This window comes from Serratia quinivorans, from assembly GCF_946227985.1.
GTDB classification, from domain to species: domain Bacteria; phylum Pseudomonadota; class Gammaproteobacteria; order Enterobacterales; family Enterobacteriaceae; genus Serratia; species Serratia quinivorans_A.
This window is the reverse complement of the sequence record NZ_CAMKGL010000001.1, coordinates 1,727,708-1,740,543: the sequence shown is the minus strand read 5'-3', so window position 1 is coordinate 1,740,543 and position 12,836 is coordinate 1,727,708. Positions and strand designations below refer to the sequence as shown.

The 12,836-nt window shown below is 55.2% G+C and carries 11 protein-coding genes; 5 read left to right on the top strand and 6 right to left on the bottom strand.

Features of this window, described 5'->3' with window-relative positions:
- Window positions 1–15 precede the first annotated feature (15 nt).
- Window positions 16–564, top strand: a complete 549-nt coding sequence (locus tag OCH02_RS08195; RefSeq protein WP_261430725.1) for a nuclear transport factor 2 family protein — start codon at window positions 16–18, stop codon at window positions 562–564.
- Between the two features lie 37 nt (window positions 565–601).
- On the opposite strand, the gene dcuR is transcribed toward OCH02_RS08195, so the two are convergent.
- The 3 genes from dcuR to OCH02_RS08180 form a co-directional block, all read right to left on the bottom strand.
- The gene (gene dcuR, locus OCH02_RS08190; RefSeq protein ID WP_261430724.1) at window positions 602–1,315 is read right to left on the bottom strand and encodes a two-component system response regulator DcuR; all 714 of its coding nucleotides are present in this window, start codon (window positions 1,313–1,315) and stop codon (window positions 602–604) included.
- A 3-nt stretch (window positions 1,316–1,318) separates the two neighbouring features.
- Entirely contained in the window at window positions 1,319–2,920 is a 1,602-nt protein-coding gene (locus tag OCH02_RS08185) for a sensor histidine kinase (protein ID WP_261430723.1), read from the bottom strand.
- Window positions 2,921–3,042: 122 nt separating this feature from the next.
- Window positions 3,043–3,885: a class I fructose-bisphosphate aldolase gene (locus OCH02_RS08180; RefSeq protein WP_261430722.1), complete on the bottom strand. Its 843-nt coding sequence runs from the start codon at window positions 3,883–3,885 to the stop codon at window positions 3,043–3,045.
- Between the two features lie 535 nt (window positions 3,886–4,420).
- On the opposite strand from OCH02_RS08180, the gene OCH02_RS08175 reads away from it, so the two are divergent.
- The 4 genes from OCH02_RS08175 to OCH02_RS08160 all read left to right on the top strand — a co-directional run bounded on the left by OCH02_RS08175 (window position 4,421) and on the right by OCH02_RS08160 (window position 8,937).
- The gene (locus OCH02_RS08175; RefSeq protein ID WP_261430721.1) at window positions 4,421–5,350 is read left to right on the top strand and encodes a sugar ABC transporter substrate-binding protein; all 930 of its coding nucleotides are present in this window, start codon (window positions 4,421–4,423) and stop codon (window positions 5,348–5,350) included.
- 77 nt (window positions 5,351–5,427) lie between these two features.
- A complete protein-coding gene (locus OCH02_RS08170; protein ID WP_261430720.1) occupies window positions 5,428–6,912 on the top strand; it encodes a sugar ABC transporter ATP-binding protein in 1,485 nt (494 codons plus the stop codon).
- A gap of 17 nt (window positions 6,913–6,929) precedes the next feature.
- On the top strand, window positions 6,930–7,958 hold the full coding sequence (locus tag OCH02_RS08165; RefSeq protein ID WP_261088782.1) for an ABC transporter permease: 1,029 nt from the start codon (window positions 6,930–6,932) through the stop codon (window positions 7,956–7,958).
- Between the two features lie 61 nt (window positions 7,959–8,019).
- Complete coding sequence (locus tag OCH02_RS08160; protein WP_261430719.1) at window positions 8,020–8,937, top strand: sugar ABC transporter substrate-binding protein; 918 nt, start codon at window positions 8,020–8,022, stop codon at window positions 8,935–8,937.
- 33 nt (window positions 8,938–8,970) lie between these two features.
- Here OCH02_RS08160 and lhgO read toward each other — a convergent pair whose 3' ends face one another.
- The 3 genes from lhgO to OCH02_RS08145 are packed head-to-tail and all read right to left on the bottom strand — an operon-like array spanning window position 8,971 to window position 12,828.
- A complete protein-coding gene (lhgO, locus tag OCH02_RS08155) occupies window positions 8,971–10,161 on the bottom strand; it encodes an L-2-hydroxyglutarate oxidase (protein ID WP_261430718.1) in 1,191 nt (396 codons plus the stop codon).
- Window positions 10,162–10,163: 2 nt separating this feature from the next.
- The gene (locus tag OCH02_RS08150) at window positions 10,164–10,880 is read right to left on the bottom strand and encodes a FadR/GntR family transcriptional regulator (RefSeq protein WP_261430717.1); all 717 of its coding nucleotides are present in this window, start codon (window positions 10,878–10,880) and stop codon (window positions 10,164–10,166) included.
- Window positions 10,870–12,828, bottom strand: coding sequence for a TRAP transporter permease (locus tag OCH02_RS08145; protein WP_261430716.1), 1,959 nt, complete (start codon window positions 12,826–12,828; stop codon window positions 10,870–10,872). The genes OCH02_RS08150 and OCH02_RS08145 overlap by 11 nt, the downstream gene beginning before the upstream one ends.
- Window positions 12,829–12,836 lie beyond the last annotated feature (8 nt).

Genomic DNA, 12,836 nt, shown 5'->3' with positions numbered 1-12,836 from the left:
CATAAGGTAAATAACATGAAACGACTCTTTTCAGCGGCCCTGCTGGGGCTGATGGGTGCGGCTGCGTCTGCACAGGCCAATGACCATATTATCGAAAAGCAGGGGTTGTATTACCTGCTGCCGGGATACGGTGTTAACGACGTCGCGGAGTTTTACTGGCGCAGCCTGAATGGTTGGTCAGAAACCCCGGCCAACGTCGCCAAATACTTTACGCCGCAGGGGGTGTTTGAACTGCCTTATGCACCGGTAGAGGACTTCAGCTTCTTTTCCAAGGCTTCGAAGGGGCGTGAAAATATTACTCGCTACTTTACCGACATGAGTGAGTATCTCGGCGAGCTGAAATACGCCGATTGGAAAGGGTGGAAGAAAGTCGTGACGGCAGAGCCAGGTGTGTTTGTGTTTGAGTACACCAGCAGCGGAAAAATCAAACAAAGCGGTGGTGATTATAATCAGCAGTTTATCGCCATTGTGACAATCAGCCATGGCCAGATAGCGAGCGCCCGCGAATATTGGGATCCCTATGTGGCGCTACGTGATTTTGGCCTGATCCAAAAAACGGAATAATGGCCCGATGTCCCCGGACATGTGCCGGGGACATTGATTAGCGGCAATACGCTTTCAGCATGGCAATGGCGTCCGGCTTTAACTGGTAAAGATAAACCGGCCTGCCGGTGGTGCCATACAGAATACGGGTGCCGAGAATGCCGCTTTCCGCCAAATAGATCAGATATTTTCGGCAGGAAACGCGGGAAATGCCAATGGCATTAGCCAGATTATCGGTCGAAAATTCCCCATCGTGCTGTTGTTCAATCCATTCGCACACCGTACTCAGCGTGATGCTGGTCAGCCCCTTCGGCAACTTTTTCCCTTCGGTGCTGGTGGGTTGGCGGCGTAACAGGCTGTCCACATCCCCCTGAGAGAATTCGCGCTGCGCCAGAATTTGTGACTGCTGCTGATAGTTATTCAACGCCTCTTTGAAGCGCCCAAATTGGAAAGGTTTGATCAGGTAATCCACCACGCCGTAGTGCAGGGCGCGTTGCACCGTATCCACGTCGCTGGCAGAAGAGATGATGATGACGTCGGTTTTTTCACCCAATTCGCGCAGGCCGGGCAGCAGGTCCAGCCCGTTTTCCTGCTGCATATAGATATCCAGCAGCACCAGATCGATACTGACTTCGGCGTCGGCCAGCAGTGCGCGAGCCTGGGCCAGGGTGGCGACCGTTGCCAGGCAGTGAAAGCCGCTCACCTGGCTCAGGTAGTATTTGTTTAACTCCGCCACCATCGGATCGTCGTCGATAATCAATACGTTAATCATGGTTCAGCCCTTGGCCTGATAGGGAATATGTACAAAAAATTGGGTTAACTCACCCGGTTCAGATTCGAAATCAACGCTGCCGCCCAGTTTTTCCAGACTGCTGCGGATCAACGCCAGCCCGATACCGCGCCCCGGCCCTTTGGTTGAAACACCCTGTTCAAAGATACGTGCGCCGAGAGCCGGATCGATACCGGGACCGTCGTCACTGACTATACAGTGTAAGTGATTCTCATTGTGATGAAAGCTCAGGTTGATCTCGTGTCCTTCGACGCCATCGATCGCGTCAATGGCATTTTCAATCAAATTGCCCAGCACGCTGATCAGCACGTGGGTGGTTTCCACATCGTCGGTTTCTGGTAGCAGGCTGGCTTCATCGATGGTCAGCTCAATGCCGGCTTCATGGGCGCGATTGATCTTGCCGATAAAGAAGCCCGCCACCTCCGGCGACTGGATTTTCCTCAGCAGCGCACCGATCTCTTCCTGATAGGTGCTGGCGGTGTTGATGATGTAGTTTTCCAGCTGTTGGTAGGCCTTCATGTGCAGCATGCCGAGGATCACATGCAGCTTGTTCATAAACTCATGCGACTGGACGCGCAACGCGTCGGCGTAGTGCGCCATACCGCTCAGACGCTGTACCAACTGGCTGATTTCGGTTTTATCGCGGAAGGTGGCGATAGCACCAATCACCTGGCCCTTAACGATCACCGGCACGGTATTGGTCAGCAGTTCGCTGCCGTTAAAGCTAATCTGCTGGTCACGCAGCGGTTGACCGCTTTCCAGTACCTCTGCCAGATGCAACTGTGTCGGCCAGTATTTGCTGGCGGATTCCAACAGCAGGTTTTCGAAAGGCCCATTTTGGCGCAACAGGCGTTTGGCCTCATCATTAACTATGGTGATGCGTGACTGGTTATCGACCGCAATCACGCCTTCTTTAATCGATTGCAGCATGGCGTTGCGCTGCTCGAACAGATTGGAGATTTCGTAAGGTTCAAAACCGAGCATGATGCGTTTCAGGGCCTTCACCAGGAAGAAGATGCCGAGCGTGCCGACCAGCGCGGCGAAGGCCAGCGTCCAGTAGATGATCCAGCGGCTTTCGCCCACCACGCGCTGAACGGTGTCGAGTGCAATACCCAGCGCCACCACGCCAATCTGCCGCCGTTCGCTGTCGTAAACCGGGGCAAAAACCCGCAGTGAAGGGGCTAATGCGCCGCGATTAATGGCGCTGTTGGTTTCGCCGCGTAGCGCCGGTTCCAAATCGTCCCCGATAAAATGCTGACCGATCAGCCAGGGCTTGGGGTGCGAGTAACGGATGCCTTTCATGTCTACCACCACCACAAACAGTAATTCATTCCGCTGGCGTACCTGCTCGGCAAAGTGCTGGACCGCGCCACTGTGATCTTCATGCAGCAGGCCATCAATGACATTACCGGAGAGCGCCAGCGTTTCGGCAATCGCCATCGCTTTTTGGCGTTGCTGATCTTGTCCCTGGTGATTCATCTGCACAAAAAACAGCGCATATACCACCAATAGCACCGAAGCGATGATGGCAGACACCATCAGCGTGAGCGTGGTGCTGAGTTTCAGCGGTATCCGTTGTTTTGGCATGGCGGTTCTCCGAATGGGCCTGTCAGGATAATAGCGGGGATTGGAGCGCGGGGCAGCGACCGGCAGCAGGTTATAACATGCTGCCGCCGGGGGAGGGATTATTTTAATTACAAAAGCGGGGATCAAGGCTGATGGTAGATTTCCAGCCCTTGCTGACCGCTGGCACCCTGATGAATGATGGCCATTAATGCGCTGACCACTTTCGATGGGTTGCTGTGTTGATAGACATTGCGGCCATACACCATACCGGATGCACCCTGTGCCATCAGGGCGGCAGATTTTTCCAGTACTGCGCCCAGTTCGCCTTTGCCGCCGCCGCGAACCAGCGTTGGGCAGCGTGCCGCCTCCACAATGCGGTGGAAGTCTTCCACTTGTTCTGTCGGGTCGGCCTTGATGATGTCGGCGCCCAGTTCACGCGCCAACCGGACTAACGGCACCATTTTTTCTACGTCGCCGAGCGAACCGTAGGCCGCGCCCTGGCCGGCCGGCGCCATCACCAGCGGTTCGATCATCAGCGGCATGGCGTAGCGATCGCAGGCATGACGCAGGCGACCAATATTCTCGACACACTGGCGGAAAATACCCGGTTCATCGGGGATCAGATACAGGTTAACCACCACCGCCGCTGCATCCATCTGCAGTGCGGCAAGGATCGGTGCTTCTGGATTATGCAGCACCGCCCACATCTCACGGTGGCGTGCGGCGTTATAAGCATTACCGACGTCGGTGCGCATCACCAGCGCCGGTTTATCGCGTTGTGTTGCGCGTTGCAATAAATCCGCCTGGCCATAATTGACCTGAATGGCATCGGGACGGGCAACGATCAGGCTGTCAATGACCTGTTCGATGTCTTCCAGGCCGATTAAAAAATCCGGCTCATTGGCGATGCCGTGATCAATCGCCACATCGAGGCATTTGCCATTATTAAACAGCCGGTTCATCCGTACCTTACTGCTGAGCTGCATGTCTGATCCTCCTGAAAATACACGTCCATTCAGTATTGTCGAGTAACGCCGTGGATGAAACAGCGGATCCGCAAACTGCGTGCTCGCTCGCACATTTGCTGAGAATGTGCAGCGTCATTTTTCATCGTTGCGGGAGCACTTTGTTTGCCGAACGCACTTATGCCACGAACGCGATGCTGGCTTTTGCGTCATTTGTTAGATCCGTGTCATGTTTTTGTTACTTGGTTATTCCAAAACGCATGTTTCGCTTGTTTGAGTTAAAAAGTTTCAATAATCTCAATTATGAAATAAACATTTGATAATGACCTGGCAACCTACATCAGCTGGCAGAGAGTTTATTTCAAGGTGTTGTTTTTGTTGTTTTTTGAGATATCGATCAAAGTTTTACACACCATCTGAATACGGAATAAAAGCGATAAATCTGCCGTATCAAAGGGATAACACCAACCGGATTGTTGTTTGAATGTAAAAAATATTTTTCATTAGCTGTCAAATCAACAGGCCTCTTCACTCTAACGATTAAAGGGTACAGAACATGAAGCTGAAGAAACTGATCGTCACCTCGGTATTGATGTGCATGTTGCCGGCCAGCGTGTTGGCAAAAGACATTAAAATCGGCGTTTCCATGGCTTATTTCGATGACAATTTTCTCACCATCTTACGCCAGTCAATGCAGAACAAAATGAAACAGGACGGCAACGTCAGTGGTCAGTTTGAAGATGCAAAAGGGGATATTGCCCAGCAGATCCAACAGGTTGAGAACTTTGTCAGCCAGGGCGTCGACGCCATCATCCTCAATCCGGTCGATACCCAAGGCGTGAAGCCGATGATCAAACTGGCGGAAAACGCCAAGATCCCACTGGTGTTCGTTAACCGTCGCCCGGAAGTCACGCTGCCCGCAGGCATGGCCTATGTGGGGTCTGACTCCAAACTGGCCGGCAAGCTGCAGATGGAGGAGTTGGCCAAGCTGATGAATGGCAAGGGCAATGTGATGATCCTGATGGGGGAGTTATCCAGTGAGGCGACCCGCGATCGTACCCGCGGCGTAGAAGAGGTGGCAGCCAAGTATCCCGGCATCAAAATCCTCGATAAGCAAACCGCCAAGTTTGCCCGTAAAGAGGCCATTGACGTTACCACTGACTGGGTGCTGACCGGCCAGCAGATTGATGCTATTGCCTCCAACAATGACGAAATGGCGATTGGTGCGATCCTGGCACTGAAACAGGCGAAGAAAAGCGGTGTGTTGGTGGCCGGCGTTGACGGTACCCCGGATGCACTGGAATACATCAAGAAGGGCGATCTGGCGCTGAGCGTGTTCCAGGATGCCAAGGGGCAGGGTGAGGGCGCGGTGCAAACCGCTATTCAACTGGTGAAAGGCGAGAAGGTGGAAAGTAACGTACTGATCCCGTATCAGCTGATCACCAAGGCCAACTATCAGGAATTTGCCGACAAGAACAGAAAATAAGCGTTAAGGCAGCGCGGTTATATCCCTGCCGCATTTACCCGGCAGGGATGCATTAACGAACGGCGGAGGTTATCGGTATGTATCCTTATGTTCTTGAGGCTGAAGGCATCAGTAAGCAGTTTCCCGGCGTGAAGGCGCTGGATAAAGTCTCAATTAAAATCAAACCAGGCAGCGTACACGCGTTAATGGGAGAAAACGGCGCGGGAAAATCCACGCTGATGAAATGTTTAATCGGTATTTATCACCCCGATGAAGGCACCATTAAAATAAAAGGCCAACCGGTGACCTTCAGCGACACGCTGCAGGCGCTGCATTCGGGGATTTCCATGATTCACCAGGAACTTAACCTGGTGCCTTATATGACGGTGGCGGAAAACATCTGGCTGGGGCGTGAGCCGGCAAAGCTGGGCTTTGTGAATCATGAGCAACTGAACAAACAGACCCGCGAATTGCTGACACGGCTGAACATTAAACTCAAACCTGAGACGTTGGTGGGTGAACTGAGCATCGCCAGTCAGCAAATGGTAGAGATTGCCAAGGCGGTTTCCTATAACGCGGACGTGCTGATCATGGATGAACCCACTTCGGCGCTGACCGAAGGTGAAGTTGTACACCTGTTCGCCATCATTCGCGAACTGCGCGAACAGGGCAAAGGCATCATTTATATCAGCCACAAGATGGATGAGATTTTTGCCATCACCGATGAAGTAAGTATTTTCCGCGACGGCACCTTTATCGCCTGCGACAAGACCGAAAACCTGACCAAACAGTCACTGATCACCATGATGGTGGGACGTGAGCTGACCCAAATGTTTCCCAAGTTCAACAACAATATCGGCGAGGAAGTGCTGCGTGTCGAAGGGCTACGCCGTGCCGACTGGTTTCATGATGTCTCGTTCAGCGTTAAGCGCGGCGAGATCCTCGGCGTCGCCGGGCTGGTGGGGGCCGGTCGCAGCGAGGTGATGGAAAGTCTGTTCGGCATGCACCCGGCGGACGACGGCAACATCTTCATCGAGGGCCTGGCGGCCAAAGTTGATTCCCCCTCTCGAGCGATTGAACTCGGGCTGGCGTTCCTGACCGAAGACCGCAAAAAATCCGGGTTGTTTTTGGTGCTGTCGGTGGTCGAGAACATGAGCATCGTCAACCTGTCGGAGTACATCGGCAAGAATGGTTTCGTCAGCCACGTGCAAATGGCCAAGGACTGCATGGAGCAGATCAAAAAGCTCAATATCAAAACCCCGACCATGGACCAAATCATCAATAACCTGAGCGGCGGCAACCAGCAAAAGGTACTTATAGCCCGCTGGCTGCTGGCCCAGCCGAAGATACTGATCCTCGATGAGCCCACGCGCGGCATTGATGTGGGGGCGAAGGCGGAAATCTATCGCCTGATCAGCGAACTGGCGAACCGTGGCGTCGCCATTATTTTAGTGTCATCGGAATTACCGGAGATCCTCGGCATGAGCGACCGGGTGATGGTGATGCACGGCGGTCGTATTACCGGCATTTTGGATAAAGAAGAAGCGAATCAGGAAAAGATCCTGGCGCTGGCCTCTGAATAACGCAAAGGTGAATTCCCATGAGTAATGTAAAAATAGAGAAGCCGCTTGCGGGCAAAGCGCCACTGTTCGCTGGCCTGAGTGGAAAAATGCCGAAAGACACCGGCATCTTTATCGTGATGATCGGCATTGCACTGGTGTTTGAAATTCTTGGCTGGTACATCCGCGATCAGTCCTTCCTGATGAACCCGAACCGCCTGCTGCTGATTGTGCTGCAGGTGGCGATTATCGGCATCATCGCGGTGGGTGTGACCCAGGTTATCATCACCACCGGTATCGACCTTTCCTCCGGCTCGCTGATTGCCTTAACCGCGGTGGTGGCGGCCAGCCTGGCGCAAACCTCGGACAGTATTTCGCCGATGTACCCGGCGTTGCTCGACCTGCCGGCGGCGATCCCTATCGGCGCGGGGATTGGCGTGGGCATTATCTGCGGTTTCATCAACGGCTTTCTGATTACCCGCACCGGTATCCCGCCCTTTATCGCGACCTTGGGCATGATGGTATCGGCACGTGGCCTGGCGCAGTATTACACCCAGGGCAACCCGGTCAGCTTCCTGTCTGACGGCTTTACCTCTATCGGCCAGGGTGCGATGCCAGTGATCATTTTCCTGGTGATTGCGGTGATCTTCCATGTCGCGTTGAAACACACCCGCTACGGGAAATACATCTACGCCATCGGCGGCAACATGACGTCGGCCAGAGTTTCCGGCATCAACGTCAATAAATACCTGGTGACGGTCTATACCATTGCCGGGGGACTGGCAGGGCTGGCCGGTGTGGTATTGGCGGCGCGTGTCAGCAGCGGCCAGTCGAGCATGGGCATGTCTTACGAACTGGATGCCATCGCCGCGGCGGTGATCGGCGGCAGCAGCCTGATGGGCGGCGTTGGGCGCATTACCGGTACGCTGATTGGCGCAGTGATACTCGGGCTTATCAAAAGCGGCTTCACCTTTATCGGTGTGGACTCCTACATTCAGGACATTATCAAAGGCGTGATTATCGTCGCCGCGGTGTCTATCGACATGCACCGCAACCGTAAAAAACACTGATTGCCGTGAATTTCCGCCGGTGCATTTTGCCCGGCGGTTTTTTTTACCCTGGGGAATCATCATGAAATATTTAAAAAGAATCGTGCTGGTGGCAGCGCTCGGCTGTTCCACCTCGGTGCTGGCGGAAACCATCGGTGTGTCGATGGCCTACTTTGACCAGAACTTCCTGACCATCATTCGTCATTCAATCGACAAAGAAGCCAAGGCGCGCGGTATCAGCGTGCAGTTTGAAGACGCGCGCGGCGACGTAGGTCGCCAGACCGATCAGGTGCAGAACTTTATCAGCGCCGGAGTGGACGCGATTATTGTCGATCCGGTCAATTCGGCGGGGACGCCTGCCATCACCAAAATGGTGACCAAAGCGGGCATTCCTCTGGTGTATGTGAACCGCACGCCGGGCGACAGCAAACTGCCTTCCGGCGTGGTGTTTGTCGGCTCAGACGAGAAGCAGTCCGGCACCTTGCAGATGGAAGAACTGGCGCGGTTGGCCAACTATCAGGGCAACGTGGCGGTGATGATCGGCAACCTGACCGACGCCGGTGCACTGCAACGCACCAAGGATGTTGAGCAGGTGGTGGCGAAGTACCCGAAAATGAAGGTGGTGCAAAAGCAGAGCGCCAACTATTCGCGCAGCGAAGGGATGGATCTGATGTTGAACTGGATCACCAACGGCGAGTCTATCGATATCGTCGCAGCCAATAACGATGAGATGGCGATTGGTGCGATCATGGCATTGCAGCAGGGCGGCAAGCAGGGCAGCAAGGTGCTGGTTGGTGGTATCGACGCCACGCCGGACGGCCTGAAGGCGCTAGCTTCAGGCAAGATGCAGGTGACGGTATTTCAGGATGCCGTCGGTCAGGGCAAAGCCTCGGTTGACGTGGCGCAGCGCATGATCAAAGGCGAGAAGCTGGATCCTTACTACTGGATCCCGTTTGAACTGGTAACCCCGGCCAATATGCAAAAGTACGCGGCGAAATAGCCACCAATGGCCCGTTACGACGGGCCTTTGGACTTAAAGTGAAGCAAGATGCTGTCGCACGATCTCACGGCCGATCTCCAGCGAGGCTGTTGCCGCCGGGGAGGGCGCATTGCAAACATGCAGCGAGCGGCGGCCCTTCACAAAATGAAAGTCGTCCACCAGTTTGCCGTCGGCGGTCAGCGCCTGAGCACGAACGCCGGCCGGGCCGGGCTGAATGTCTTCCGGTTGCAGTTCGGGTATTAACCGACGCGCATTTTCGGTAAAGCGCTGTCGTGACAGGGAACGCCGGACTTCTGCCAATCCTTCCCCCAAATAGTTACCGGCAATTTTCCAGAACCCCCGATAGCTGAGGACTTCGCTCAGATCCCGCAGGCTAAAGTCACATTTGCGATAACCTTCACGTTTGAATGCCAGTACCGCATTGGGGCCAACGTCACGCTTGCCGTTATACATGCGGGTGAAATGCACGCCGAGGAACGGAAAGTCCGGGTTGGGCACCGGGTAGATTAGGTGATTCACCAGATAGTTTTTCTCGTCGTTCAGCACGTAATACTCCCCACGGAATGGCACGATCTTCATGCCCGTCTGGTAACCGGCCAGGGCAGCGATGCGGTCACTGAACAGACCGGCGCAGTTAACCAGCCATTTAGCCTGATACTGTGCGCGCGGCGTGCGAACGGTGACGTCGCCACTGCTTTCGTTGATGCCCTCGACCTGCTGGCCATAGTGGATCTCGCCACCGCGTTGCTGAATAATTTCCGCCAGCTTTGCCGCCACTTGGCTGTAATTGACGATACCGGCGTCCGGTACCAGCAGCGCTTCCAGTCCGTTGACGTGCGGTTCGCGCTCCCTGAGCTGTGCCTGCGACAGCCGGCTAACCGCCAACCCATTTTGCAAACCGCGCTGATAGATGTTTTCCAGTAAATCGAGTTCCTTCAACTGGGTCGCCACAATCACCTTGCCGCACTGGTCGTGATAGAGGTTGTGCTCGCGGCAGAAGGCGAACATGCTTTGGTTACCCAGCTTGGCCAGCCGCGCCTTGAGGCTGCCGGGGGCATAGTAGATGCCGGAATGCACCACATTGCTGTTATGGCCGCTTTGGTGCGCCGCCGGGCCGCTCTCTTTTTCCAGTATCAGAATGCGCAGCGACGGATTGGCCTCCTGCAGCGCATTGGCGACGCCCAGCCCAACCAGACCTGCACCGATAATGATCACGTCATGCATGGTTACCCTAACTCCTCATTATCCAGGCGGCGCAATTTGCCGCGTACGTTACTGAGATGATTCTGCATGGCGGCAGTGGCTGCCACCGGGTCACGGGCCTTAATGGCCAGAAGCACTCGCTGGTGCTCGTCGATCACGCGCTGACGTTCGGCCTGCCGCCCCAGATTTTTGCTCAGCGAATACACCAGCACGCCCAGATACAGCTCATGCATGTTATCCAGGATCTGAACGAAAAACGGGTTGTGCGAGGCCTGCATAATGGCGCGGTGAAACAGGTAATCCTGCCGATGACCAATCAAGCCGTCGTCGAGGGTGCAGCGTTTAAAATCATTAAACGCCTGCTCAATCGCCTGTAAATCTGCGATGGTATGGCGTTCGGCGGCCATGCGGGCTGCCTGTTGCTCAATGACCTCTCGCATTTCCAGCAGGGCTTCCACCTCGTTCGGATCGGCAATTTCCATCACCAGCGGCGGGTACTTGCTCAGCAACGAGTGTTGTTCAACCCGGTGGCCGCCCCCCTGACGTGAAGAGATAATGCCGCTGACTTCCAGTATGCCGAGCGCTTCTCGCACCGGTACCCGGCTGACGCCAAATGCCTCCGCCAGCGTGTTTTCCGACGGCAGTTTTTCTCCGACTGGGAAGGTGCCGTCGCTGATGCCCGCTTTCAACTGCGCCAGTACCTGATGTGAAGCCTTCTGTCGCGTGACTTTATTGACCATTCAGCGCCCCCTGCGCAGTGCTCCGCCTGAAACGCAGCAGATGTACCGACGCGGCGGTGATGATCAGCGCCGCGCCACCCAGATCGGTTAGCAGACCCGGTTTAATCAACAGGATTGCCGCGACGGAGAACAGTACCCGCTCCAGCCAGTGGGTTTTCATCATCCAGAAATTAGCGCTGGCGATCGACAGTGCATAAATCCCTACCAGTGCGCTGATCACCATATGGATCACCGACAGCGCGTTGAGATCCTCACCTTGCATCAGCAGCATCGGGTTGTAGACCAGAATAAACGGGATGATAAAGCCCGGCAGCGCAAGCCGCACCGCATCCCAGGAGGTTTGCATTGGGTCGGCGCGGGCGATGCTGGCGGCGGTGTAACTGGCCAGTGCCACTGGCGGGGTGATGTTGGACAGGGCGCCAAACCAGAACACAAAGAAGTGCGCCGCCAGCGGCATCACACCGGCCTTGATCAGGATTGGGGAAACGGTGACGGCCACCACGATGTACAGGGCGGTCGAGGGCAGGCCCATGCTCAACACGATACACACCAACATCACCACCAGCAGGATCATCCACAGGGTATTGTTGGTCATGGCGACAATGTTGAATGCCAGCGTCGAACCGATACCGGTCATGGTTACCACGCAGATAATCACCCCGATGGCGGCGCAGGCCACCGTCACCTGAATGGAGCCGCGCGCCGCTTCGTTCAGCGCGGTGGCGATTTTTTTCGGTGTCATGCGTACTGAAGTATCAGGGGCTAACCAACTGGCGACGATGATCGAAATAATGCCGAGGAACCCGGCGTAGATTGGCGTTTTGCCCAGTAGCAGGGTGCCGATAACGATGATCAGCGGCAGTAACAGCAACCCACGCGCTTTCAGTACCGCCTTCACTTTAGGGATGTTCTCTTTGCTGATGCCTTTCAGGCCCTGCTTTTTGGCCTCCAGGTCGATGGCGATAATCAACGCCGCGTAATACAGCAGCGCGGGGATGATGGCGGCCATCACGATGGTGGTGTAAGAAATACCGAGGAAACCGGCCATGATAAAGGCCGCCGCCCCCATAATCGGCGGCATGATCATCCCGCCGGTGGACGCGGTGGCTTCGACCGCGCCGGCAAAGCGTGCCGACAGGCCGATACTTTTCATCAGCGGAATGGTGAAGGTGCCGGTGGTGGCGACGTTGGCCACCGCGCTGCCGCTCAGGGAACCGGTCAGCGCCGAAGAGATTACCGCAACCTGCGCCGGGCCACCGCGACGGCGGCCAGCAATCGCCAGTGCCAGATCGTTAAACAACGCGGTAGCACCGCTGACGCTGAGAAAAGCGCCAAACAGAATAAACACCACGATGGCGGTGGAAGCCGTGGACAGAGTGATGCCGAAGATCCCTTCGCTGGTCATGAACAGTCGGTACAACAAGCGCTCGAACGAGAAGCCGCCGTGGCCAAAGATGCCCATAAAGTACTGGCCGAACAGCGCGTAAATGATAGCGAAGGTCGCCAGTCCGGGAATGAAATAGCCGGTGGTGCGGCGCGCAGCTTCAAACAAGACGCCGATGCCGATCACCGCCATCACGTAGTCGGTGGTATTGGGGATGCTTTTGCGCACCACGTGCAGGTCCAGGTAGCTGGCGTAGAAATACCCGTAACTGACCAGTGTCAGTATGATAAACAGGTAGTCCCAACGGTTGAATTTACGGGTGGCGTAGCGGGGTGAAACCGGGAATAAAATAAAACCCAGGATCAGGATGCCGCTAAGGAAGGTGGTATTGCGGTAAAACTCCTGGGTATTCGACAGCGCGTTGGCGTAAATGGCATAGACGGAAATCGCGATTGCCAACAGGGTGGCCAGCTGCAAATAGATACCGCTCAGTGGCCGACTACCGGCTCCGGCTTCCTTATCCAGATCGACGGCTTCTTGCGGTGTCAGGTTGTTAGTGCTCATACGGCCTC